24 protein-coding genes and 1 pseudogene are annotated in these 24,669 nt (G+C 65.6%); 16 read left to right on the top strand and 9 right to left on the bottom strand.

Features of this window, described 5'->3' with window-relative positions:
* Position 1: 1 nt before the first annotated feature.
* From ACZYZ7_RS22730 to ACZYZ7_RS22720, 3 genes are all read right to left on the bottom strand, one after another.
* Positions 2–1,087, bottom strand: coding sequence for a 2-oxoacid:ferredoxin oxidoreductase subunit beta (locus ACZYZ7_RS22730; RefSeq protein WP_450072101.1), 1,086 nt, complete (start codon positions 1,085–1,087; stop codon positions 2–4).
* A complete protein-coding gene (locus ACZYZ7_RS22725) occupies positions 1,084–3,039 on the bottom strand; it encodes a 2-oxoacid:acceptor oxidoreductase subunit alpha (protein WP_135456345.1) in 1,956 nt (651 codons plus the stop codon). The genes ACZYZ7_RS22730 and ACZYZ7_RS22725 overlap by 4 nt, the downstream gene beginning before the upstream one ends.
* A gap of 342 nt (positions 3,040–3,381) precedes the next feature.
* Positions 3,382–4,230, bottom strand: a complete 849-nt coding sequence (locus ACZYZ7_RS22720; protein WP_450072100.1) for a PfkB family carbohydrate kinase — start codon at positions 4,228–4,230, stop codon at positions 3,382–3,384.
* Between the two features lie 279 nt (positions 4,231–4,509).
* Here ACZYZ7_RS22720 and ACZYZ7_RS22715 point away from each other — a divergent pair, with 279 nt between their 5' ends.
* Positions 4,510–4,647, top strand: coding sequence for a hypothetical protein (locus ACZYZ7_RS22715; protein ID WP_463741872.1), 138 nt, complete (start codon positions 4,510–4,512; stop codon positions 4,645–4,647).
* 10 nt (positions 4,648–4,657) lie between these two features.
* Here the strand turns inward: ACZYZ7_RS22715 and ACZYZ7_RS22710 are convergent, their stop codons facing one another.
* On the bottom strand, positions 4,658–5,662 hold the full coding sequence (locus ACZYZ7_RS22710) for a LacI family DNA-binding transcriptional regulator (RefSeq protein ID WP_463741871.1): 1,005 nt from the start codon (positions 5,660–5,662) through the stop codon (positions 4,658–4,660).
* A gap of 83 nt (positions 5,663–5,745) precedes the next feature.
* Here ACZYZ7_RS22710 and ACZYZ7_RS22705 point away from each other — a divergent pair, with 83 nt between their 5' ends.
* The 6 genes from ACZYZ7_RS22705 (at position 5,746) to ACZYZ7_RS22680 (ending at position 11,288) form a co-directional block, all read left to right on the top strand.
* On the top strand, positions 5,746–6,918 hold the full coding sequence (locus ACZYZ7_RS22705) for a phytanoyl-CoA dioxygenase family protein (protein WP_450072098.1): 1,173 nt from the start codon (positions 5,746–5,748) through the stop codon (positions 6,916–6,918).
* Positions 6,915–7,922, top strand: a complete 1,008-nt coding sequence (locus ACZYZ7_RS22700) for a Gfo/Idh/MocA family protein (RefSeq protein WP_450072097.1) — start codon at positions 6,915–6,917, stop codon at positions 7,920–7,922. The genes ACZYZ7_RS22705 and ACZYZ7_RS22700 overlap by 4 nt, the downstream gene beginning before the upstream one ends.
* The gene (locus tag ACZYZ7_RS22695; RefSeq protein WP_450072096.1) at positions 7,919–8,791 is read left to right on the top strand and encodes a sugar phosphate isomerase/epimerase family protein; all 873 of its coding nucleotides are present in this window, start codon (positions 7,919–7,921) and stop codon (positions 8,789–8,791) included. Before ACZYZ7_RS22700 ends, ACZYZ7_RS22695 begins: the two co-directional genes overlap by 4 nt.
* Complete coding sequence (locus ACZYZ7_RS22690; protein WP_450072095.1) at positions 8,788–9,780, top strand: Gfo/Idh/MocA family protein; 993 nt, start codon at positions 8,788–8,790, stop codon at positions 9,778–9,780. Before ACZYZ7_RS22695 ends, ACZYZ7_RS22690 begins: the two co-directional genes overlap by 4 nt.
* A 135-nt stretch (positions 9,781–9,915) precedes the next feature.
* On the top strand, positions 9,916–10,686 hold the full coding sequence (locus ACZYZ7_RS22685) for a TIM barrel protein (protein ID WP_135456361.1): 771 nt from the start codon (positions 9,916–9,918) through the stop codon (positions 10,684–10,686).
* Between the two features lie 92 nt (positions 10,687–10,778).
* On the top strand, positions 10,779–11,288 hold the full coding sequence (locus ACZYZ7_RS22680; protein WP_450072094.1) for a nitroreductase family deazaflavin-dependent oxidoreductase: 510 nt from the start codon (positions 10,779–10,781) through the stop codon (positions 11,286–11,288).
* 47 nt (positions 11,289–11,335) lie between these two features.
* Here ACZYZ7_RS22680 and ACZYZ7_RS22675 read toward each other — a convergent pair whose 3' ends face one another.
* The 4 genes from ACZYZ7_RS22675 to ACZYZ7_RS22660 all read right to left on the bottom strand — a co-directional run bounded on the left by ACZYZ7_RS22675 (position 11,336) and on the right by ACZYZ7_RS22660 (position 15,165).
* Entirely contained in the window at positions 11,336–12,151 is an 816-nt protein-coding gene (locus ACZYZ7_RS22675) for an ATP-binding cassette domain-containing protein (RefSeq protein WP_135456365.1), read from the bottom strand.
* 4 nt (positions 12,152–12,155) lie between these two features.
* Positions 12,156–13,214: an ABC transporter permease gene (locus ACZYZ7_RS22670; RefSeq protein WP_450072093.1), complete on the bottom strand. Its 1,059-nt coding sequence runs from the start codon at positions 13,212–13,214 to the stop codon at positions 12,156–12,158.
* Between the two features lie 2 nt (positions 13,215–13,216).
* Positions 13,217–14,203, bottom strand: coding sequence for a substrate-binding domain-containing protein (locus ACZYZ7_RS22665; protein WP_135456369.1), 987 nt, complete (start codon positions 14,201–14,203; stop codon positions 13,217–13,219).
* A 224-nt stretch (positions 14,204–14,427) separates the two neighbouring features.
* Positions 14,428–15,165: a GntR family transcriptional regulator gene (locus ACZYZ7_RS22660; RefSeq protein ID WP_135456372.1), complete on the bottom strand. Its 738-nt coding sequence runs from the start codon at positions 15,163–15,165 to the stop codon at positions 14,428–14,430.
* Between the two features lie 197 nt (positions 15,166–15,362).
* Here ACZYZ7_RS22660 and iolC point away from each other — a divergent pair, with 197 nt between their 5' ends.
* From iolC to ACZYZ7_RS22620, 8 genes and pseudogenes are all read left to right on the top strand, one after another.
* On the top strand, positions 15,363–16,340 hold the full coding sequence (gene iolC / locus ACZYZ7_RS22655; RefSeq protein WP_463741870.1) for a 5-dehydro-2-deoxygluconokinase: 978 nt from the start codon (positions 15,363–15,365) through the stop codon (positions 16,338–16,340).
* Positions 16,333–17,232: a Cgl0159 family (beta/alpha)8-fold protein gene (locus ACZYZ7_RS22650; protein WP_463741869.1), complete on the top strand. Its 900-nt coding sequence runs from the start codon at positions 16,333–16,335 to the stop codon at positions 17,230–17,232. The genes iolC and ACZYZ7_RS22650 overlap by 8 nt, the downstream gene beginning before the upstream one ends.
* 2 nt (positions 17,233–17,234) lie before the next feature.
* On the top strand, positions 17,235–18,104 hold the full coding sequence (gene iolB / locus ACZYZ7_RS22645) for a 5-deoxy-glucuronate isomerase (RefSeq protein WP_135460155.1): 870 nt from the start codon (positions 17,235–17,237) through the stop codon (positions 18,102–18,104).
* Between the two features lie 3 nt (positions 18,105–18,107).
* The gene (gene iolD, locus ACZYZ7_RS22640) at positions 18,108–20,069 is read left to right on the top strand and encodes a 3D-(3,5/4)-trihydroxycyclohexane-1,2-dione acylhydrolase (decyclizing) (protein ID WP_463741868.1); all 1,962 of its coding nucleotides are present in this window, start codon (positions 18,108–18,110) and stop codon (positions 20,067–20,069) included.
* Between the two features lie 9 nt (positions 20,070–20,078).
* A complete protein-coding gene (locus tag ACZYZ7_RS22635; protein WP_463741867.1) occupies positions 20,079–20,999 on the top strand; it encodes a sugar phosphate isomerase/epimerase family protein in 921 nt (306 codons plus the stop codon).
* A 7-nt stretch (positions 21,000–21,006) separates the two neighbouring features.
* Positions 21,007–22,056, top strand: a complete 1,050-nt coding sequence (locus ACZYZ7_RS22630) for a Gfo/Idh/MocA family protein (RefSeq protein ID WP_463741866.1) — start codon at positions 21,007–21,009, stop codon at positions 22,054–22,056.
* Between the two features lie 2 nt (positions 22,057–22,058).
* Positions 22,059–22,418: pseudogene (locus ACZYZ7_RS22625) on the top strand (sugar phosphate isomerase/epimerase family protein); the annotation flags it as partial.
* A 985-nt stretch (positions 22,419–23,403) separates the two neighbouring features.
* Positions 23,404–23,643 carry a hypothetical protein gene (locus ACZYZ7_RS22620; RefSeq protein ID WP_463741865.1) on the top strand — a complete coding sequence of 80 codons (240 nt, stop codon included), beginning with the start codon at positions 23,404–23,406 and terminating at the stop codon, positions 23,641–23,643.
* Positions 23,644–23,792: 149 nt separating this feature from the next.
* Here ACZYZ7_RS22620 and ACZYZ7_RS22615 read toward each other — a convergent pair whose 3' ends face one another.
* Positions 23,793–24,068 carry a hypothetical protein gene (locus tag ACZYZ7_RS22615; protein ID WP_463741864.1) on the bottom strand — a complete coding sequence of 92 codons (276 nt, stop codon included), beginning with the start codon at positions 24,066–24,068 and terminating at the stop codon, positions 23,793–23,795.
* Positions 24,069–24,249: 181 nt separating this feature from the next.
* Here ACZYZ7_RS22615 and ACZYZ7_RS22610 point away from each other — a divergent pair, with 181 nt between their 5' ends.
* Positions 24,250–24,669, top strand: a complete 420-nt coding sequence (locus ACZYZ7_RS22610; RefSeq protein WP_463741863.1) for a hypothetical protein — start codon at positions 24,250–24,252, stop codon at positions 24,667–24,669.

Genomic DNA, 24,669 nt, shown 5'->3' with positions numbered 1-24,669 from the left:
ACTAGTCGACGGTCCACGTGTCTTTGCCACGCAGCAAGGATTGCAGAGCTGCGGTGTCGTGGGGCTTGGATTCGATGGCCGTGTTGACCTGCTGACGCGCGGCGTCGTCGTAGGTGGGTCGGCTGACCTTGCGGAAGATACCCATCACCATGTGATCGAGGTTCTGCTCGCTCAACCGCGACAGCGCGAATGCGTAGGCAGGGTCATCGATCTCGGCGTTGTGCACCACGATGTCGTCGGCCGCGACGTCTGCGGTCTTGGCGACCTCCAGGCCGTACCCGGACTTGACCACGCAGTACTCGCCATCGACACCGAACTTGATCGGCTCCCCGTGGCTGACGTTGATCAGCCGCTCCTCGGCGCCTTCCTTGCGGAGCGCGTCGAACGATCCGTCGTTGAAGATCGGGCAGTCCTGCATGATCTCCACCAGTGCGGCACCGCGGTGCTCGGCTGCGCCGCGCAGCACCTCGGACAGACCCTTGCGGTCGGAGTCCAGCGCACGGCCGACGAACGTGGCCTCGGCACCCAGCGCCAGCGACACCGGGTTGAACGGGTAGTCCAGTGAGCCCATCGGGGTCGACTTGGTGACCTTGCCGACCTCGGAGGTGGGCGAGTACTGACCCTTCGTCAGGCCGTAGATCCGGTTGTTGAACAGCAGGATCGTGATGTTGATGTTGCGGCGCAGCGCGTGGATCAGGTGGTTGCCACCGATCGACAGCGAGTCACCGTCACCGGTGACGACCCACACCGACAGGTCCGGACGGGCCAGCGCGAGTCCGGTGGCGATGGTCGGGGCGCGACCGTGGATCGAGTGGAAGCCGTAGGTCTCCAGGTAGTAGGGGAACCGGCTGGAGCAGCCGATGCCGCTGATGAACGCGATGTTCTCGCGCTTGAGACCCAACTCCGGCAGGAAGTTGCGGATGGTGTTGAGGATGACGTAGTCACCGCAACCCGGGCACCAGCGGACCTCCTGGTCACTGGTGAAGTCCTTGCCCTTCTGCGGCTGGTCGGTGGTGGGGACCAGGGCGTTCTTGGTCAGAGGAGTCAGGCCCAGGTCTTGATGGTCTGTGCCGATCAGATCAGTCATGCGTTCGCTCCCACACCGCTCGCGTCAGATGCTTCAACCTCGATGGTGGCCGCCGCCAACCGGGCGAATTTGGCCTTGTCGTTTTCCTTCTCACCGAGCGTGCCGTCAAGGGCCGCGTCGATGATGCCCTCCACCTCGTCGGCGAGGAAGGCCATGCCCTCCACCTTGGTCACCGACTGAACGTCGACCAGGTACATGCCGCGCAGCAGCAGCGCCAACTGTCCGAGGTTCATCTCCGGTACCACCACCTTCGGGTAGCGGCGCAGCACCTCCCCGAGGTTGGCCGGGAAGGGGTTGAGGTGGCGCAGATGGGCCTGGGCGACCTTGATGCCCTTGCGCCGGGCCCGCCGGCAAGCCTCACCGATCGGTCCGTAGCTGCTACCCCAACCCAGCATCAGCAGTTCGGCATCGCCGTTGGGGTCGTCGACCTCCAGATCGGGCACCTTGATACCGCCGATCTTCTCCTGGCGCAGCCGCACCATGAGGTCGTGGTTCTTGGGCTCGTAGGAGATGTTGCCCGAACCGTTGGCGGCCTCAAGGCCACCGATCCGGTGCTCCAGGCCCGGCGTGCCGGGCACCGCGAACTGGCGGGCCAGGGTCTCGGGATCGCGCGCGTAGGGAGCGAACGGCTCGCCGGACTTGGCGAACTTGTGCTCGATCGGCGGGTAGGTGCTGATGTCCGGGATCTGCCAGGGCTCAGAGCCGTTCGCGACCGCACCGTCGGACAGGATGATGACCGGGGTGTGGTAATCGACCGCGATGCGCGAGGCCTCCACGGCGATGTCGAAGCAGTCCGACGGCGACTTCGGCGCCAGGATCGCGACCGGTGACTCGCCGTTGCGGCCGAACAGCGCCTGCAACAGGTCGGCCTGCTCGGTCTTGGTCGGCAGACCAGTCGACGGGCCGCCACGCTGCACGTCGATGATGAGCAGCGGCAACTCGGTCATCACCGCCAGGCCGATGGCCTCGGACTTGAGCGAGACACCGGGACCGGAGGTGCTGGTGACGCCCAGCGCGCCGCCGTAGGAGGCGCCGATAGCCGCGCCGATACCGGCGATCTCGTCCTCGGCCTGGAAGGTCAGGACGTTAAAGTTCTTGTGCTTGGACAGCTCGTGGAGGATGTCCGACGCCGGGGTGATCGGGTAGGTACCCAGCACCACCTGGATCTGGGCCAGATGTCCGGCGGCCACGATGCCGTAGGCCAGCGCGGTGTTACCCGAGATCTGACGGTATTCACCCGACTTCAGCTTGGCCGGCGACACCTCGTAGGTGGTGGCGAATGCCTCGGTGGTCTCGCCGTAGTTCCAGCCGGCCTTGAGCGCCAGGACGTTGGCCTCGGCCACGTCGGGCTTGCGGGAGAACTTCTCCCGGATGAACGCCTCGCTGTGCTCGAGCTCGCGGCCGTACATCCACGAGAGCAGACCGAGGGCGAACATGTTCTTGGCGCGCTGGCCGTCCTTCTTGGTGGCACCGATCGCCTCGACGGCGCCCAGGGTCAGCGTCGTCATCGCGACGGACGTCACCACGTAGTCGGACAACGTGTCATCCTCTAGCGGATTGTTGTCGTATCCGACCTTGGCGAGGTTGCGCTTGGTGAACTCATCGGAGTTGGCGATGATCAGACCGCCGCGGGGCAGATCCGAGACGTTGGCCTTGAGCGCTGCCGGGTTCATCGCCACGAGCACGTCGGGACGGTCACCGGCGGTGAGGATGTCGTAGTCGGCGATCTGGATCTGGAACGACGAGACCCCGGGCAGGGTGCCCTGTGGCGCGCGGATCTCGGCGGGATAGTTCGGCTGGGTAGCCAGGTCGTTGCCGAACAGCGCAGCTTCAGAAGTGAAGCGGTCGCCGGTCAACTGCATACCGTCGCCGGAGTCGCCGGCGAAGCGGATGACTACCTTCTCGAGCTTCTGCCGCGGCGCGGCGCCATTGCCGTTGCCGTTCTCACCCACGGCTACCGCCTTTCACACGTACTTTGACCACGTCTTTCCGGGCCGCTGCCATGTGACGCGCTGCCGGATCGAACGTCCACCGAATTTTGATGTCACTACCAGTACCGATTATTGCACTGCTCTTAGGCTGCACTTCACCGCGCCGTCCCTCGACACGCGGGTGGGTTCTCGATGAAGGTGCTGTTCGTGGGCGTGAAGAAGCCCCTTTTGAGACAAAACTGTGGTTTTCGTCACGTTTAGGAGAACGTCATTCTCTAAGGAAAATGCTACCGGCCGGTAGCTCTCTGCTAGCACCGGCAAGCGCGTACTTGACACTTGTCGAGTTTAGGCCCCGACGTGCGCTTACGCCCGGTCGGGTGTCCCGGCGTGAACCCGCTTGTCCAATTCCCTGGCTACCAGTTCGCTGGCCGATTCCGCGGCGCGGTGCGGATCGCGGCCTGCCGCACGGTGCGCGACATAGCAGGCGGTGAACATGTCCCCCGCCCCGGTGGTCTGGACATCCAGAACCCGCCAGGCGGCCGGCACGCGCTCCACCGCACCCTCGATATATATGTCGCACCCCTCTGAGCCGTAGGTCACCAGGATCTCCGCGACGCCGAGTCGCTCCGCCGTCGACGCGTCGAACGCGCCGTCGGCCACGATCACTGCCTCGTCCTCGGCAAGCTTGAGGATGTCGACATCGGCCAGCAGGTCCGCGGGAAAGTGACGATCCTCGACCAGCGGCCCCAAGCGGTCGGCGCGCACCAGCCCCTGCCCGTCGTAGGCGACCCGGTGACCTCGTGCCGACAGCGCGGCCAGCGTGCCGGCCGGGAAATCGGTGCGCAGCAACGGGGCCAGGTGCACCCACGTCGTCGCCGGATCAGCAGCTTCGACGTCCGCGGCGGTCCACACCGGGCCGATCGCCTGCACCCCCATGTGCCGGTGATCAGTGTCGTCGTAGTCGAGGCTGAACGAACTCGTCACGTCCGAGGGCAGGATCTGCACCAGCGACCCGAACCGCGCGCGCAGCCCGTCGAACAGGGCGTGATCGCGTTCGGCGCCCATCGCGATGATCCGACCGGGCCCGCCCGCCGCCTGCAGCGCCACTCCGGCGAACGACGCGCATCCCCCCGGGCTCGGCGGCGCCCCGTTGATGATGTCGATCGCGAGGTTGCCGAGCACGGTTACCCCAGGGACTAGCTCTCGTGGCATGGATGAAGTCTCCCGGTCTGGGCGATCGCCGCGCGCCCCGACCCCGCCCGATCCCGCACCCGTCATCTAAATGTGATGCATGTCACACATCGATATGTGGAATGCCACGGCCCGGATCCGCCTTCAAATCACATAGATAGTCAATGTTGTGACGAAGGGTTTTGCGAAATGCGTGTGGATTCGAGAACGAGACTTCTCCTCTGTACCGCCGGCTCGGCAGCCGCGGCAATCATGGCGGTACTGGGGCTCCAAACGAACCAGATCGACAACACACTCGACATGTCCGTGCCCGCGGCCGAACCCACCATGCACTTCGGCGAGACCGTGACCCAATCCGCACCGCCATCACAGCCCGATACTCCTGCTGCCACACCGCCGGTCAAGGCCACGCCGGCCCCCACCGCCGAGCCCGGATAAACCGAAGTGCTCACGCCGGCAGGTTGTACGGCGTGATCACCTGAATGGGTACGGGGCGGACCGGCTCCCCCGGCAATGCACCGTGCTGCTGCAGGATCAACCGCATGGCGAGTCGCGCGTCGGCCCGCAGGTCGTTGTGCAGCACCACCGAGATCCTGCCTTCCCGCAGCAATCTGCGGTTGTCGGCATCGAGATCGTGGGCGACGAAGACCCGACACTGTCGTCCGAGTTTCTCGAACGCCGCGACCGTGGCCGCGTTGCCGCCGCCTGGCGAATAGACCGCCTCCACCGACGGGTGACGCTCCAGCGCGTCGAGCACCAGCCGTTCGTTGGTCGCGTCGATGCCGTCGCTGTCGGTGACCTCGACGACCACACGGCCCGAGCCGCGCAGCCTCGACCGGAATCCGACCTCGCGCTCGCCCTCACCACGAAACACCGTGCGGCTCAGGGTGATCAATACCGCCGAGGGGGTGGGGCCCAACCATTGCTCGATCAGGTAGGCCGCGGTCGCACCGGCTCCGTGGTTGTCGATACCGACGTACGCACTGCGGGCGCTGGCGGGAATGTCGGTCGTGTAGGTCACCACCGGAACCCCGGCGGCGACGAGGTGGTCCACAGCCTCGGCCACCTCGGGTTCGTCGGCCGCCTTGAGCACCACCCCGTGGCTGCCGCGAATGCCCGCCAAGGTGTCGACCATCTGAGCGGTCGACCCGGATTCCCAGAGGTGGAAGCGGGCCCGCAACATGGCCGGCGCGAACGTGGGCAACTCGGCCTCGACAGCCGCCCGGAACGCGTCGGAGAACCGCCGGGGGGTCTGCATGACCACGTCGATCAGATAGCGACGCCCGTTGAGCCGCAACTGTGCCCGTTGCTTGTCCAGGTCGGCGATCGCTTGGCGCACCTCGGCTCGGGTGTTCTCACGCACACCCGGGCGGTCGTTGAGCACCCGGTCCACCGTGGCCTCACTCAAGCCACACTGCTGAGCGATCTCACGGACCTTGTATCGGTGCGCCACCTGCGACCTCCCGCGCCTGCTGATGGTTTTTTGATGGCTTTTTGCCGTTGATTGTGCCACAAGACACAGCAAGACTAGCTGCCATGACCACGACATTGCGGACATCGCGCACCGGGCACCGGGCCTGGATCGAGGAGGCGGACTGCTCACTCGACGACTTCCGCGCCCGGGTGTCCCGCACCACCGACCCCGCCGACTACCCGCTGGCCGCTGATATCCGGCACAACGTCCCGGTGTACTCGGCCGCGACCATCGCCGACGCCGACCGCCGTGGGCTGCAGGCCGAGTTGATCAGCGTGTTGGCCGACGGCCCGGGCGTCGTGGTGTTCGAGGGTGCCTTCGATGAGGACGTCGTCGACCGGGCCGGCGCCGCGTTCGCCGCGCTGATCCAAGCCCAACGCGCCGAAGGCGCCGCCGCAGGCGACCATTTCGGCAAGGCCGGCGCCAACGACCGCATCTGGAACGCCGCCCAGAAGCTGGCCCTGCACTCCCCCGACGTGTACGCCCACTACTACGCCAACGACGCGCTCGCACTCGTCTCACAGGCCTGGCTGGGCCCGCGCTACCAGGTCACCTCCCAGGTCAACGTCGTCAATCCCGGTGGCGCCGCGCAAGTTCCGCACCGCGACTACCATCTCGGTTTCGTCACCCTGGACCAGCTGGCCGACTACCCCGCACACCTGCACCGGCTGTCGCCGGCGATGACGCTGCAGGGCGCGGTCGCGCACTGTGACATGCCGCCGGCCAGTGGGCCGACCATGCTGTTGCCCTACTCGCAGACGTTCGAGGCCGGGTACATCGCGTTCTACCGGCCGGAGTTCATCGAGTTCTTCGCCACTCACCAGGTTCAGGTGCCGCTGGCCAAGGGTGACGCGGTCTTCTTCAATCCGGCGCTCTATCACGGCGCGGGCACCAACACCTCGACCGATATCCGGCGGATGGCCAACCTGCTGCAGATCTCCTCGCCGTTCGGACGCGCGATGGAAGCACTCGACCGCACCTCCATGGTTCGCGCCGTGTACCCCGCCCTCCTGGCGATGAAGGCCGCGGGCCGCTCCGAGCGAGAGCTGGCCAACGCCGTCAACGCCACCGCCGAGGGTTACGCGTTCCCGACGAATCTCGACCGGGACCAACCCATCGGCAGCCTGGCCCCGCCCAGCCAGGTCGACACCGTGCTGGCCGCACTGGCCGGCGACCTGACCCCCGAACAACTCGACACCATCCTCGATCAGCAGCAAGAACGGAGAACCCCATGACCACACTCGGCGTTATCGGACTGGGCCGCATCGGCGCGTTCCACACCGAAACACTTTCCGCCCTCGATGGTTTGGACGGGCTGGTGATCACCGACGAGCGCACTGACGTAGCCGCCGCGGTGGCCGCCAAGCACGGCGCCAAGGCCGTCGACACCGTCGAGGAACTGTTGTCCTCGGGCGTGGACGGAGTGGTGGTGGCCGCCGCCACACCGGCGCACGCCGAGCTGACATTGGCCGCCGTCGAGCGCGGCATCCCGACCTTCTGCGAAAAGCCGATCGCCTCCACCGCCGTGGAGAGCGCGCGGGTGGCCGAGACCATCGCGCGATCCGGTGTGCCCGTGCAGGTCGGATACCAGCGCCGCTTCGATGCCGCCTTCGCCGCGGCCAAGCGTGCGGTCGACGACGGGTCGCTGGGCATCCTGCACACGGTGCGCAGCACCACGATGGACCCGGCTCCCCCGCCGCTGGACTACATCAAGGGCTCCGGCGGAATCTTCCGTGACTGCGCCGTACACGATTTCGACATCATTCGCTGGATCACCGGCCAGAACGCGGTCGAGGTGTACGCCACCGGATCCGTTCAGGGCGACCCCCTGTTCGCCGAGTACGGCGACGTCGACACCGCCGCGGTGATCGTGCGGTTCGACGGGGGCGCACTGGGCGTCGTGTCGAATGCCCGCTACAACGCCCGCGGATACGACTGCCGCCTTGAGGTGCACGGGTTCAACGACAGTGTGGCCGCCGGCTGGGACCAGGGTGTGCCGATCCGAAATGTGGATCCGGCCAACACATTCCCGGCCGGTCCCGCGCACAATTTCTTCATGGACCGCTTCACCGAAGCGTTCCGCACGGAGCTGGCCGGCTTCGTGGAAGTAGCCAAGGGCGCACCGGTCGCCGGCGCCACCGTGGCCGACGCCGTCGAGGTGGCCTGGCTGGCCGAGGCCGCCACCGAGTCCCTGCGCCGGGGCGCCCCGGTGCGCATCGAGGAGGTTCGCAACGCATGAGCGCCACCATCAAAATCGCCGGAGCGCCGATCTCGTGGGGCGTGTGCGAGGTTCCCGGCTGGGGTCATCAACTCGATCCCGAACGCGTGCTCACCGAGATGCGCGACACCGGCCTGACCGCCACCGAACTGGGCCCGGAGGGCTTCCTGCCCGCCGACACCGCCGAACTTCAATCCGTGCTGACCCGGCACGGGCTGGCCTGCGTGGGCGGGTTCGTCCCGGTGGTGCTGCACAACGCCGATCACGATCCCGCCGATGACCTTGCCGGACCGCTGGATTCGCTGGTGGCGGCCGGCGCCGGGGTCGTGGTGCTGGCCGCGGCCACCGGATCCGACGGCTACGACTCCCGGCCAGTGCTCGACGATGACCAGTGGGCGATACTGCTGTCCAACCTGGACCGGCTGGCCGCGATCGTCGCCGCGCGCGGCCTGCTCGCGGTGCTGCATCCGCATGTGGGAACCATGGTCGAAACCCGCGACGACGTCGACCGGGTGCTGGCCGGCTCGGCGATCCCACTGTGTCTGGACACCGGGCACCTGTTGATCGGCGGCACCGATCCGCTCGAGCTGGCCAAGGCCGTGCCGAACCGGATCAAGCACACCCACCTGAAGGACGTGGATGCCGTCCTCGCCGCGAAGGTGCAGTCCGGTGAGATCAGCTACACCGATGCCGTAAGGGCCGGGATGTACACGCCCTTGGGCACTGGCGATGTTGACATCGCGGGCATCGTCTCGGTATTGCGGGACAACGGTTTCGACGGATGGTTCGTGATGGAGCAGGACACCATCCTGGATGGCGCACCGGCCGGTGATGGTCCGGTCGCCGACGTGCGCACCAGCGTGGCGTACCTGAAGTCTGTGACCTCGTGACCGGATTGCGCATCGGTGTTCTGGGCGCTTCCCGGATCGCCGAGAAGGCCATCGTCGGACCGGCGTACGAACTCGGCCATCGCTTGGTGGCCGTGGCCGCCCGTGATCCGCAGCGCGCGGCGGCTTTTGCCGAGAAGTACGGCGTGGAACGCGCCGTGGACTCTTACACCGACGTGATCGACGATGCCGAAGTGGACGTCGTCTACAACCCCCTGGCCAACGGATTGCATGCACCGTGGAATCTGGCGGCGATCGCGGCGGGGAAGCCTGTGCTCAGCGAGAAACCTTTCGCGCGCAACAGATCCGAGGCTGCCACGGTTGCCCGGGCCGCCGAAACCGCAGGGGTCACGGTCCTGGAGGGGTTTCATTACTTCTTCCACCCGGTGACACAGCGGGCCTTCAGACTGGCCGCCAGCGGCGAGATCGGCCGACTCACCCGGGTCGAGGTGCGGATGGCGATGCCCGCCCCGGACGACGATGACCCCCGCTGGTCACTGGAACTGGCCGGCGGCGCCCTGATGGACCTCGGCTGCTACGGCATGCACGTCCTGCGGTCGCTGGGCCGTCTGGACGTCGACGGGCTTCGCGGTGCACCGTCCATCCTCGCTGCCCGCGCCGAGCAACGCTCGGCCGATGTCGATGCGACGTGCGATGTGGAGGTGGACTACCCGGGTGGCGCGACCGGGTTGAGCACCAATTCGATGGTGGCACCAGAGTATTCGTTCACCATCAGAATCGTCGGCAGTGAGGGTGAGGTGCTGGTTCACGACTTCATCCGGCCCAACGACGACGACCGGGTCACTGTGCGGACGGCCGCCGGTGAACGCGTCGAGCGACTCGGCACCCGGGCCAGCTACACGTATCAGCTGGAGGCGTTCACCGACCACGTGCAGAACGGCGCGGCACTGCCATTCGGGCTCACCGATGCGGTGACCAACATGGCCTATGTCGACGCCGCGTACCAGGCCGCGGGACTACCGACGCGTTAGTGCCGCGGCGCCGACCGCATTGGTTTTGTCAGACCTGGAACGTTCTAGTGAATCAGGAGTCCTCATGTCGGATCAGCTGATCTGCGGCCACATCGGCACCGGTGCACCGGTCTCGCTCGCGGATGCGGTGCGGTCATGACCTTCGAACTGGCAGTGTGTGCCGAGATGGTGTTCACGGACCTCGACATCATCGAGCGGGCCCGATGCATCTCCGATCTGGGCTTCTCGGTGGAGATCTGGAGTTTTCACGATAAGGACCTCGGTGCACTGGCCGCCACCGGAGCCCGGTTCTCGTCGATGACCGGATACCTGCATGGCGACCTCTACGCTCCCGACGGTGCCCGCGAGGTGGTGCGTACCGCACAGGAGGCCATCAAAGCGGCTGAGATCCTTGGTGTTCCGCGGCTGGTCGTGCATCCCGGCGAGCTGGTCGACGGCCAGGCAGCCCGCCCGCAGTACCGGGCCACCGGCGAGATGTGGTTCTCGGCGATGCGGGGTCTGGAGGCTCTGGGCGAACTCGGCGCCGAGGCCGGCGTCACGTTCTGCCTGGAGAACCTCAACACCATCGTCGACCATCCCGGGGTGCCGCTGGCCCGCGCCAAGGACACCCTGGCACTGATCGAGGCAGTGGGGCATCCCAACGTGAAGATGATGCTCGACCTCTACCACGCCCAGATCGGTGAAGGGAACCTGGTCGAGCTGGTGCGCCGAGCCGGATCGGCGATCGGTGAGATCCAGGTCGCCGATGTTCCCGGCCGCTGCGAGCCCGGCACCGGCGAGATCCACTATCCGGCGGTGGCAAAGGCATTGCGGGACAGCGGCTACACCGGACCGATCGGTATGGAGGCGTACGCCGCCGGCGACAGTGTGGCCGCGCTGGAGGCCTTCCGCGCCGCATTTTCCTGACGCCCCCTCACCAGCTCACCAGCACCGCGAGCGCGCGTGTCGGTTTTGGCGATGCGCCGCATTCCCGGGTGCGCCGTGCGCACAATTGCGGCATGTCCGAGGCATCCTTTCCACACGGCAACTGGGGGCGTGACGACGTCTCATCGTTGTTCAAGCCGGTGTTCGCGTTCGCCGCATCCTCATTCGGCTCCAAGGTGATCCGCGCGATGGTGCCACTCGACAGGCGGGTGGTCGACCGCACCAAGGGCCGCTTCTCGTTGTTCGGTCCGCTGTCGATGCCCGAACTGCTGTTGACAGCGAAGGGCCGAAGATCAGGCCTGCCGCGCACCTCCGTGCTCAGCTATGTGCACGAAGGTGACCGCCTACTGGTGATGGGCAGCAACTTCGGCCAGCAGCACCATCCCTCGTGGTCGACCAATCTCGTCGCCGAACCGCAGGCTTCGATATCGATGGCAGGCCAGGACATCCCGGTCGTCGCGGCCGTGCTCTCCGGCGTCGAGCGCGACGCCGCTCTGCAGCGGTTTCTGGCCTACCCGATGTACCGGGCCTACCGGACGCGCACCAACCGGGACATGCGGGTGTTCGCACTGACCCGTAGATAGCGCAGTGCCCCGCCGGCCGGACAGCCGACGGGGCACTGCTGCACTGATCAGCGGCGGAGTTCGTGGCTGAGCGCCTCCAGCTCGTTACCGCCGGCCATCTCCTGGGTGAGATGTTCCAGCGTGATCTCGTCGTAGGTGCAGTCCAACTTCTGCCGCCCGCGGTTCAGCAGCACGAAATGGTCACCGACCATGTGCGCGTGGTGCGGGTTGTGGGTGATGAAGATGACCCCGAACCCCTGTTCCTTGGCGGCCGTGATGTAGCGCAGCACCATGCCGGACTGCTTGACGCCGAGCGCCGCCGTCGGCTCATCGAGGATCAGCACGCGGGCGCCGAAGAAGATCGCCCGCGCGATCGCCACACACTGGCGCTGACCACCCGACAGCGAGCCGATCGGCGCGTCGACATCGGGCAGGTCGATACCCATCTTGTTCAGCTCGGAAATGGTGGTCGCGCGCATCGCGGAAATGTCCAGCGACGGCAGGATGCCCTTCTTGCGCAACTCGTTGCCGAGAAAGAAGTTGCGCCACACCGGCATCAGCGAGACCACCGCGAGGTCCTGGTACACGGTCGCGATTCCGGCCTTGAGCGAATCCTTGGGTGAGTTGAACACCGTCGGCGTGCCGTCAATCAGCAACTCACCCTCGGTGGGCTTGTGCAGGCCGGCGATGATCTTGATCAAGGTGGACTTGCCTGCACCGTTGTCACCCAGCACGCCGGTCACCTCGCCGGCACCCACCCGAAGGTTGATGTCCTTGAGCGCGATGATGTTTCCGTAGCTCTTGCCGACGTGTTTGAGTTCGACCAGCGGCACCGCGCCGCCCGACGGTGTCTCCGCGATCGGGGCTTCAGCAGTTGTGCTCATCTACTTACCTTTTCGCTGCGTAGTTACGGACGACGTTGTTGGCGATCACCGCGAACAGCAGCATCCCGCCGAGGAAGAACTTGAACCAGTCGGGGTTCCACCCGGCATAGACGATGCCCTGGTTGGTCATGCCGAAGATGAAGGCACCGATCAGCGTGCCGACCGCGGTGCCGTAGCCGCCGGTGAGCAGGCAGCCGCCGACGACCGCGGCGATGATGTAGAAGAACTCGTTGCCGATGCCCTGACCGGACTGCACGGTGTTGAACGCGAACAACAGGTGCATGCCGACGAACCAGGCGCAGAAGCTCACCACCATGAAGAGGCCGATCTTCACCTTCGTGACCGGCACACCGACCGCACGGGCGCTGTCCTGGTTGCCTCCGACGGCGAAGATCCAGTTGCCGATCTTGGTCTTGAACAGCACGTAGGTGGCGATGAGGACGAACAGGATCCACCACAACACGGTGACGCGAACCGACACCCCGAAAATGCTGAACGACGAGGCGAATACGGCTCGGCCGGAATCGAATCCCTCCATATCCGACACGCTCGGGGTCGCGACCTGGCCGGACAGCAGCTTGGTCACCGCCAGGTTGATGCCGGCGAGCATGAAGAAGGTGCTCAGCGTGATCAGGAACGACGGGATCTTGGTCTTCATCACCATGTAGCCGTTGAAGAAGCCGATCGCCAGGGCCATCACCAGCGCCAGGACCGCGCCCGTCCACAGATTCAGATGCAGGTTGTACGACAACATCGATGCCGCCAAAGAAGCGGTGGTGACTGCGACACCCGACGACAGATCGAACTCACCGCCGATCATCAGCACGCCCACCCCGACAGCCATGATGCCGATCGTCGAACTGGCATAGAGCACCGTGGCCAGGGCCTCCGGCGTCCGGAACGGCGGAGCCACGATCAGGAACAGCACGAAGATGCCGATCGCACCGATCGCCGCACCCATCTCGGGGCGGATCAGTAAGCGCTGCAGCTTGTTCTGTTCCTTGACCCGCTCGTCCCGGACGACTTTGTGCGTTTCGAGATTGAGGTCTGCCTGGGTACTCATGTCTAGCGCGTTCCGTTCTTCGCGTACTCGGCGATCGCATCGATGTTCGTCTTGTCGATGAACGACGGACCGGTCAGCGTCGGCTGATTGCCGCCGATGACGTTGCCGTTGTTGAGGTAGAGCCACAGTGAGTCGACGGCGAGGTAACCCTGCAGGAACGGTTGCTGATCGACGGCCCATTGGACGTCGCCGTTCTTGATCGCGTCGACGAGTGCGGCGTTCGTGTCGAACGTGCCCACCTTGGCAGAGCTACCGGAATTGCGTACGGACTGCACGGCGGTCGGCGCGAACGGCGCACCGAGCGTCACCACGTAGTCGATCGACCGGTCCTGCTGCAGCTTGGCGGTGATGGTCGACTCGACCGACGGCATGTCCTTGCCGTTGACGTTGAGCGTCTCGGTCGCGGGGAAGGTGTTCTTGACGCCGGCGCAGCGGGCCTCGAGGTCGACGTGGCCTTGTTCCTGGATGACGCACAGAACCTTCTTGGCGCCTTCCTCGGTGAGCCGCCGGCCGGCCTCCTGTCCCGCGATGTATCCGTCCTGACCGAAGTACTCCTTGACACCGACCTTCTGCCAGGAATCGAGACCGGCGTTGAACGCGACCGTGGGAATGCCCTTGCCCGTGGCATTTTCGATGGCGGCCTTCATGGCGTCCGGCTTGGCCAGCGTTACCGCGATGCCCTGCACGCCGCTGTCCACGGCGGTCTGTACCAGGTTGGCCTGATTGGGCGCCTCCGGGTCCGAGGAGTACCGCAGTTCGATGTTGTCTTTCTTGGCAGCGGTCTCGGCGCCCTTGCGCACCAGATCCCAGAAGGAGTCACCCGGCACCTCGTGGGTGATCATCGCGATGGTGGCCCGCGGGGTGTCGACGGTTCCGGCGCCCATTCCGCCACCATTGCTCTGCGGCTTTCCGCCGGTGCTGGAGCACGCGCCGGCGCCCATTACCAGCACACCCGCCGCAGCTACCGCCGCGAGCCGACTGAACCTCATTGCTTCTCCTTGCCATCGACGTCACCGCGGTGCTTGTACGTCTGGTGACAAGCGACACGGCCTCGCAGTCGATGTAATACCGCTCACATCCGAATGTCAAGACTTTGTTCGGACATTAGGACTGCATATCAAACGTCCGGCAGCATCGCGGCGACACCCATACGACGGGACAAGTGCCACGGCAAGCCACCGAAACCTGCAGGGAGAAAATACTTTTGGGAGCGCTAACGATCCACGAGGGTGGTATCGAAGTAATACCGCGACGCGCGGTAGGCATGGCTCCCGTACTCGACTACGCGTCCGGAATCGTCGAACGCCGTCCGCTCCATCACCAGCAGCGGGGCCTTCGGCTTCTCGTCGAGCAGTTTGGCCTCATCTCGCTCGGCAGCCCTGGCGCCGATGCGCTGCTGGGCCAACCGAATGTGCACCCCGCGGGCGCGCAACGACTGATACAGGCCGATACGCTCGAGGTCATCGCGATCCGGTGCGATCGCCGCAGGAAGATAGTTCGTCATCAACGCCAACGGCTGACCGCCGGACGTACGCAGCCGGCGCATCATCACCACCTCACTGCCCGCTTCCAGGTTGAGCCGTTCGGCAATCTCGCCGGACGCCGGACCCAGCGCGTACTCCAGAACTCTGGTGCCCGGCTCCTGACCGGCCCGTGCAAGATCGTCGAACAGACTGGTGAGCTTGACGGGGCGATGGACCGGGGTCTGCACCACCTGAGTGCCCACACCGCGTTTGCGGACCAGCAGCCCCTTGTCGACCAGTTCCTGAATCGCACGGCGCGTTGTCGGCCGAGACAGACTGAGCCGGCTCGCCAGCGCCAACTCGTTCTCGAAACGGTCCCCCGGCTTGAGTTGCCCGTCCAGGATTGCCTTTTCGAAGACCTGCGCCACCTGGAAATACAGCGGAACCGGACTCGAACGATCGAGCTCCACGGACAACGTCGGGGTCACGCGCACTCCAATCCTCGTGTCCTCCGCGCGCAGTTCGCCGGGAGTGATTGTTCAGAATACCTGCTTATGACTGAAAGTAAGAATGTCCGAACAAAGTCTTGACAGCACATGGTGACGGGGAGCACAGTCGACACCGACACCAGGCGCGCTCGTCGTCGCCGGAACGCACATACGCACATCGCACTCGGGAGTCAGTCGTGACCGATAACGCCAGCCAGCCATTCGACGTCATCGCTATCGGACGTAGCGGCGTCGACGTGTACCCGCTGCAGGTCGGGGTGGGGCTTGACCAGGTGGAATCGTTCGGAAAATTCCTCGGCGGCAGCGCCGCCAACGTGGCCGTCGCCGCGGCGCGCCTGGGCAATCGCACCGCGCTGATCTCCGGGGCCGGCGACGACCCCTTCGGCCGGTTCGTCCGCGACGAGCTCGCCCGGCTCGGTGTCGACAACCGCTTTGTCCGCACCCACGGCGAGTATCCGACTCCCGTGACATTCTGCGAGATATTCCCACCCGACGATTTCCCGCTGTACTTCTACCGCAAGCCGTCAGCGCCGGATCTGCAGATCAGTCCTGCCGAACTGGACCTGGACGCCATCCGCGCCGCGCGCCTGTACTGGTCGACGGTGACGGGCCTGTCCGAGGAGCCCAGCCGCAGTGCGCATTTTGCTGCGTGGGGGGCCCGCTCGGGAGCCCCTTTGACGGTTCTCGATCTCGACTACCGGCCGATGTTCTGGGAAACCCCGGCAGCGGCCACCGAACAGGTGCAACGCGCCCTGCAGCATGTCACCGTCGCCGTGGGCAACCGTGAGGAATGCGAGATCGCCGTCGGCGAGTCCAACCCGCACAAGGCCGCCGACGCCCTGCTCGAGCTCGGAGTCGAGTTGGCGATCGTCAAACAGGGTCCACGCGGCGTGCTGGGCAAGACCAAGCACAGCTCGGTCACCGTTCCGCCCAACGAGGTTGACGTGGTCAACGGGCTCGGTGCCGGAGATGCCTTCGGCGGCAGCCTGATTCACGGCCTGCTGCACGACTGGCCGTTGGAGAAGACCCTGCGCTACGCCAATGCGGCGGGAGCCATCGTCGCAGGCCGTCTCGAATGCTCGACCGCCATGCCGACCGCCGCCGAGGTCTCCGATCTCGCCGAACAGACCGCTGTGGAGGCTGCAAATGTCTAGCGCACTTGGCTCGAACTCCGCGATGTGCAAAACCTATGCGGAGATCACCGAACTGCGGGCCGGCGAACCCGCAGCGGTCGCGACGGCCTGGCGCAACCGGACCACCCGTCCGACGGTGCGCGGAGACGGCAAGCTGATGATCGTCGCCGCCGACCATCCCGCCCGCGGCGCGCTGGCCGTCGGATCACGGCCGACCGCGATGAACAATCGCATCGATCTGCTGGACCGGCTGCGCACGGCACTCGCCGATCCAGGGGTGGACGGGGTGCTGGCGACCGCCGACATCCTCGACGACCTTGTCCTGCTCGGCGCACTGGACGACAAGGTGGTGTTCTCGTCGTTCAACCGGGGCGGGCTGGCCGGCTCGTCGTTCGAGCTCGACGACCGGATGACCGGCGCCACCGCGGCTTCGACCGCGGCCGCGCGGATGAACGGCGGGAAGATGCTGTGCCGCATCGATCTTGGCGATCCGGGTACGGTGTCCACCCTCGCCGCGTGCGCGCGGGCCGTCGATGAACTCGCCGCCAACGGGCTGATCGCCATGCTGGAGCCGTTCCTGTCCACCCGCGTCGACGGCAAGGTCCGCAACGACCTGTCCCCCGATGCCGTGATCAAGTCTGTGCACATCAGCCAGGGACTGGGCTCGACGTCGGCCTACACCTGGATGAAGCTGCCCGTCGTCGCTGAGATGGACCGGGTGATGGAGTCCACCACGATGCCGACGTTGCTGCTCGGCGGTGATCCGACCGATCCCGACGAGGCGTTCGCGTCGTGGGCGAAGGCGCTGGCATTGCCATCGGTGCGGGGCCTGATCGTGGGCCGCACTCTGTTGTACCCCGGCGATGACGATGTGGCCTCGGCCGTCGCGACCGCCGTGAAGTTGGTGAGGTGACAGTGAACAGCAAGTGGTACATCCCCGCGCACAGTGCCAAGGCGCCCTACACCGTTGACATCACCCCGGAATCCGCAGGCTGGGCGGAGTCGTCGCTGCAGGTGGTCGAGCTCGGTACGTCCGGCTCTGTGACCCGGCAGACCGGCGAGACGGAGGTGATGATCCTGCCGCTGGCCGGCGGCGGGACTGTCGAAGCCGGCGACGAGACCTTCGAATTGTCGCCGCGCGCATCGGTGTTCGACGGTCCGGCCGACATGGTCTACCTCGGAATCAACCAGGAATACACGCTGACGGGCCACGGCCGTATCGCAATCTGCGGCGCACGCGCAAACCGGAGCTTTCCCAACCGCCGCGTCGCCGCCGCCGATGTCGCCGTCGAACTGCGCGGGGCCGGCAACTGCAGCCGGCAGGTGCACAACTTCGGCACCGCGACGGCCTTCGAGGCCGACTCGCTGATCGCCTGCGAGGTCATCACCCCGGGCGGCAACTGGTCGAGCTACCCCGCGCACAAGCATGACGAGAACACCGAGGTGGAGACCCAGCTGGAGGAGATCTACTACTTCGAGATCGATGACAGCCCCGCTGGGACACCGGGATTCGGCTACCACCGGGTCTACGGCACCCCACAGCGTCCGATCGAGGTGCTCGAGGAGGTGCGCAGCGGTGATGCGGTGCTGGTGCCGCACGGCTACCACGGCCCATCCATCGCCGCTCCGGGACACCACATGTACTACCTCAACGTGATGGCGGGCTCAGGGCCGAACCGAGCCTGGCTGATCTGCGACGACCCGAACCACACCTGGCTGCGCGACAGCTGGGAACACCAGGCCGTCGATCCGCGACTGCCCCTGCACCAGAGCCGAGGAGCCTGACCGATGGTTTCCACCGCACCGAAGTCGACCGAGAAGCTCGTCGACACCGAGTCCACTGTGCGACTCACGGTGGCACAGGCCACCATTCGGTTCCTGGCCAACCAGTACGTCGAGCGTGACGGCGAGCGCCACAAGTTCTTCGCCGGCTGCTTCGGCATCTTCGGCCACGGCAACGTGGCGGGTCTGGGTCAGGCCTTGCTGCAGGACGAGGTTGAGGCTTCGAACGCCCCAGAAGGGCACAGGGAACCCGGGCTCAAATACGTCCTGGGCCGCAACGAACAGGCCATGGTGCACAGCGCGGTGGCCTACGCACGGCAGAAGGATCGGCTGCAAGCGTGGGCGGTCACCACCAGCGTCGGCCCCGGCGCCACCAACATGCTCACGGGCGCCGCGCTGGCCACCATCAACCGGCTGCCGGTGCTGCTGCTGCCCGCCGACACGTTCGCCACCCGGGTCAGTTCACCCGTATTGCAGGAGCTGGAACTGCCGTCCTCCGGCGACGTCACCGTCAACGACGCGTTCAAGCCGCTGTCCCGCTACTTCGATCGGGTCTGGCGGCCCGAACAACTGCCCGCGGCACTGCTGGGGGCCATGCGGGTGCTCACCGACCCGGTTGAGACCGGTGCGGCGACAGTCGCGATCCCGCAGGACGTCCAGGCCGAGGCCCACGACTGGCCGGAATCGCTGTTCGCCGAGCGCACCTGGCATGTGGCCCGGCCGTTGCCCGAACGGTCGGTGATCGCGCGCGCGGCCGAGATCATCGCGTCGGCCCGCAAGCCACTGATCATCGCGGGGGGCGGGGTGCACTACTCCGGTGCCGAAGGAGCTTTGGCCGCATTGGCGTCTGGTACCGGTATCCCGGTCGCCGAGAGCCAGGCCGGCAAAGGTTCGCTGCGGTTCGACCATCCGCAGGCGGTCGGGGCGATCGGTTCCACCGGCACCACGGCCGCGAACGCGCTGGCGTCGGAGGCCGACGTCGTCATCGGGATCGGTACCCGGTACAGCGATTTCACCAGCGCCTCACGGACCGCGTTCAACAACCCCGACGTCCGGTTCGTCAACATCAACGTGGCGTCACTGGATTCGGTGAAGCAGGGTGGCGTCAGCGTGGTCGCCGACGCGCGTGAGGCACTCGAGGCACTGAGCGCCGCGTTGGTCGACTACGCCGTCAGCGACGAATACCGCTCCCGAACAGCCGAACTCGCCAAGGAGTGGGACGACACGGTGTCGGCGGTGTACGCCATATCGGACGATTGCGCCGCGCTGAACCAGAACCAGGTGATCGGCCTGGTCAATACCCGGTCCGAGCCGCGTGATGTGGTGGTCTGCGCAGCCGGGTCGATGCCCGGCGACCTGCACAAGCTGTGGCGCACCCGGGACCGCAAGGGCTACCACGTCGAATACGGATACTCCTGCATGGGATACGAGATCGCCGGCGGTATCGGCGTGAAGATGGCCGACCCGGACCGTGACGTGTTCATCATGGTGGGCGACGGCTCCTACTTGATGATGGCAACCGAACTGGTCACCGCCGTCCAGGAGGGCATCAAGGTGATCCCGGTGCTGGTGCAGAATCACGGATTCGCCTCCATCGGCGGGCTTTCGGAGTCAGTCGGCTCGCAGCGGTTCGGCACCGCTTACCGGTACCGCAGCGCCGATGGCCGCCTCGATGGTGCGAAGCTACCGGTGGATCTGGCCGCCAACGCGGCCAGCCTGGGCGCCGACGTCATCAAGGTCAGCAATGCCGCAGAATTCACCGACGCGGTCAAGGTCGCCAAAGCTGCCGAGAACACCACCGTCATCCATGTGGAAACTGACCCGCTGGTGTTCGCCCCGGACAGTCAGTCCTGGTGGGATGTTCCGGTATCGGAGGTCTCCACGCTGGAGTCCACCCAGAGCGCCTACGAGAGATACGCGGACTGGAAGAAAGTCCAACGCCCCCTGATCAATCCGTCCGACCGCTGAAAGAGATCCATGAGCACCATTCTCGTTGGTTCCGCGCCCGACTCCTGGGGCGTCTGGTTCCCGGATGACCCGCGGCAGACTCCGTACACCCGGTTCCTCGACGAAGTGGCCGCATCGGGTTACCAATGGATCGAACTGGGCCCCTACGGCTACCTGCCGACCGACCCCGAACAGCTGCTGGACGAACTCGGGTCCCGAAACCTGAAACTGTCCGCCGGGACCGTGTTCGAGCATCTGCACCAGTCCGAGGCTCCTGGGGACGACTCATGGAACTCAGTCTGGAAGCAGGTCGAGGATGTCGCGAAACTCACTGCGGCCGTGGGCGGTAAGCACGTTGTCGTCATCCCGGAGATGTGGCGCGACCCCGCCACCGGGGCGGTGCTGGAGGACCGCACTCTCACACCCGAGCAGTGGCGCAAGAAGACTCAGAGCATGAATGAGCTGGGCAAGGCGATGTTCGAGAAGTACGGGGTGCGTGCCCAGTACCATCCCCACGCCGACAGCCACGTCGACACCGAGGAGAACGTCTACCGATTCCTGGACGGCACCGACGGTGAGTTCGTCAACCTCTGCCTGGATACCGGGCATATCTCCTACTGCGGTGGGGACAACATCGCCATCATCGAGCGCGCGCCGGACCGCATCGGCTACCTGCACCTCAAGCAGGTCGACCCGGAGGTGCGGGCCAAGGTCGAGGCCGAGGACCTGCCGTTCGGCGAGGCAGTCAAGCTCGGCGCGATGACAGAACCTCCGCGCGGAATCCCGGATATGCCACCGCTTCTCGCTGCGATCGAGAAGCTCGGCATCGATGTGTTCGCGATCGTCGAGCAGGATATGTACCCCTGCGAGGTCGATGCTCCCCTGCCCATCGCCCAGCGCACCCAGAAGTACCTGGGGTCCTGCGGTGTCCCGTCCGTTCGTTTCAGCTAGGAGCAGCATGCCCAATTCAACAGCGACGGACGACCTTCGCGTCGCCGTCCTCGGCGTCGGCATCATGGGCGCCGACCACGTCGCACGCCTGACAAGCCGGATCTCCGGCGCCCGCGTCGTCGTGGTGAACGATTTCCTCACCGAGAAGGCCGAGGCGATCGCCGCAGGCATCCCGGGCTGCCGGGCCGTTACCGATCCGCTCGACGCCATCGCCGACCCGGAGGTCGATGCCGTCGTACTCGCCACGCCTGGGCCGACCCACGACAAGCAACTGTTGGCCTGTCTGGAGCACGGTAAGCCGGTGCTGTGCGAGAAGCCGCTGACCACCGATGTCGAGTCGTCCCTTGAGGTGGTCAAACGCGAGGCCGAGCTCGGAAAGCGGCTCATCCAGGTCGGTTTCATGCGCCGCTTCGACGAGGAGTACATGCAGCTGAAGGCCCTGCTGGATGCCGGTGAGTTCGGCCGCGCGCTGGTGCTGCACTGCGTGCACCGCAACCCGGCCGTCCCGCCGAGCTTCGACAGCTCCATGATCGTCAAGGATTCCCTGGTCCATGAGGTCGATGTGACCCGATTCCTGTTCGGCGAGGAGATCGCCTCGATCCAGATCGTGAAGCCGGCGGTCAATCCCGGTGCCCCCGAGGGCATCCAGGACCCACAGATCGCCATCATGCGCACCGTGTCCGGCAAGCACGTCGACGTTGAATTGTTCGTCACCACCGGGGTGGCCTATGAGGTGCGCACCGAACTGGTCGGCGAAAAGGGTTCGGCCTTCATCGGACTCGATGTCGGGCTGATCCGCAAAGGTGCACCAGGCACCTGGGGAGGCACCATCGCCCCAGGTTTCCGGGAGCGCTTCGGCCGGGCCTACGACATCGAGTTCCAGCGGTGGGTCGACGCAGTTCAGCGCGGCACCACGACCGGGGATTTCACCGATGGCCCCACCGCGTGGGACGGCTACGCCGCGGCCGCAGTGTGTGCGGCGGGTGTCGAGGCACTGCAGACCGGCCTGCCGGTGGAGGTGAAGATGGTGTCCCGCGAGTCGATCCCGGGAGCGTGAGCGTGAAGATCGCGCTGGATCCGACGCCGTTCCACCACGACCATGGTCTGCTCGAATTTCCGCGCCTGGTAGCCGAACTCGGCTACGAGTATCTGCAGCTCACCCCGCACCGGGACTTCATCCCGTTCTTCAACCATCCTCGCGCCGACGATGATCTGGTGTCCAGGTTCCGCAAGGCCTGTGCCGACGCCGGCGTCGGGATCGCCTCGGTGCTGCCGGTATTGCGTTGGTCCGGACCGGACGAGGACGCACGGGAAGCCGCGGTGCGCAACTGGAAACGCGTCATCCAGATCACCGTCGACCTCGGCGTCAACGTCATCAACACCGAATTCTCGGGTCGCCCAGAGAAAGCCGAGGAATCCTGGGTCCACGGTCGTCGATGGCGTGGCTGGTCAAGAGTCGCTATGTTGCGTGTTTTGCTTCGGCCATCCCCAGTTCTTACGCGCATTCGCGAGCCTCAATTGAACCAGCTCTTCGCAGACGCGCGGGGCGTTCGCCGGGTCGGCGAACAGCTGCTCTATAGGAGCCAAGTTCCCCGTGAGCCATGCCGCCAACTCGACGGCTGAGCCTTGAGTGCTGTCATCCCCGCCCTCAAGGTATTGACGCAGCAGCGAAAGCCAGAAGTGATTGTCCTCGTTCGCGTACCGGAGCGGGGTGACAGTAATCTCAATCAGCCCACGATCGTTCGTGATATCCCAGCGCAACGATTCACCCGATAGAGTGATCGACGCATCGATGTCGGCGATACCGCGAGAACTTGAATCCGTGAACCGATACGCAGGGTTCAAATAAAGCACCTGCAGATAGCGGACGACAAATTCAAGAAGTGCTCTCACAATTAACCTCCAGCCTTCGGGGGTTTGAGCGACCGACCGTGGCTCGCAATCTCGTATCCATGCGCCTGTAGAATGGCGTTGACCCGCGACTCGATCTGATCAGGTGGTACGCCCTGCTGCCGCAAGAGGTTCCGAGCCTGGGTCTTGAACTGTTCGACCTGCTGCGGGCTGATCTGAGGCGCCGTGGTGGGCTTCGGTTCTGCCCCTGCGGTCGCAGGATCGTTGACGCCCAGCAGGTCTCCCAATTCGCCCCCGACGTCACCGGTAGTAGCGGGCTTGCCCTCAGGTTTCTTCGCCGCGTCCTCGACCGACTTAGGCACGGCGAACGGACCGATCTGACCAGGCGCCTGCGCGGGAACCTCAGGCTTTTTCTCGCCCGGCTGGTCCTTCCCCTCGACGTCGTGCTTGACCTTGTTGTCGACGAATTACACCCGGCCAGACGACCTGTCCGGCCCTCGCCTTCGCCGTCGAACCGGATCTCCTCCAGTTCGGCGGCTTTGTCCTTCAATCGTTGACCGACGAACGGTTCGGCCTGAGCAAGCCGCTCGGCATACCAGCGAATGTCCTCAGAGTGCTCCTTAGCAGCCTTGTTCCGCTCAACGACCGTATTGATGTCGTGACGGCCGTTCTCGGCAACCTCGGCGGCCTCACGCAGAACACTGGCCTGGCGGCCAACCACCACGACATCCCCAGTCACCCTATCCAGCGCGGCGTCCTTCGCCTCACCCTCCCAGGTGGTGCCACCCGGTGAGGCAATGTTCTGCCGGTGCTGATCGAACGCGTCCTCAGATCGGGTCGCCGCCAGCCTCCACGCCGTCGCCGCGGCGTCCAGGTAGGAGGTATCCCAGTGCTCGATCTCTGAACGGGTCAGCCCTGCCCCGTCACCGGGGGTCGCTGGGCTCACACGGTCACCGTGATGGCATCTCCACCGTCGAAGTCGGTGCTTTCATAACGGGCACTACTGACCGAAAGGTCGCCGACCTGACCGCTCATCCGCGCCGACTGGCGACCCTGCACCGCGGTGAGGGCCGCGTTGACCGCAGCCACTCCTGCCGCGCTGGAGTGCGAGGATGACGGCCCATCGAGCCCAGCGCCGTTCAGCGTCGTCACAGCGCCTTCGCTACTGGCGATGGCCACTCTCAACCCGCTCGCGTCGACGTTCAGTTCGTTTGCCATGCCAATCCCCCCACTGGCCAACACACTGGTAGTGAGGCTACCTCAGGCATTGCCGCACACCCCCGAGTAGCACTCACGATCACAGCGTTCCGACCACGCCTCACCCACAGAACGCCCTGAGAAATGGATCGCCAGACTGAGCTACCGGGAATAGCAGGTCGATTAAGCAATCGTCAGTGACATGGCCCTGGCCTGCGGCCCCGACAACCGCCTCGTGCACACAGACGGCGGCTACACCACCACCATCAACGGCCGCGGCGAAGTCGAATGGCACCCACCCCCAGACCTCGACCACGGCCAACACCGCATCAACTACCACCACCGCCCCGAACTCCTCCTGACCCCACCCGACCAAGAACCCGAACCCGAACCGGAACGGGAGCTGGAACCGGTGCCGGAGTGGAACTTGAAGTACGACCCGCAATGGGACCTGTACTGGGACAACGACTTCGACCAACCCACACCCAACACACCCAATGTCGAACACCTCTGGAACCCCGAACCATCCGCCCCAGAACCCCTCGACCCCGGACTTCCACCCGGCTGGACACTGCTCAACAACAACCACGCCCTCAGCGGCAAAGCAGTCCGCGGTCCCTGA

It is taken from the genome of Mycobacterium sp. IDUB_17, assembly GCF_055419465.1.
This window is presented reverse-complemented; position numbering and strand designations above follow the sequence as displayed.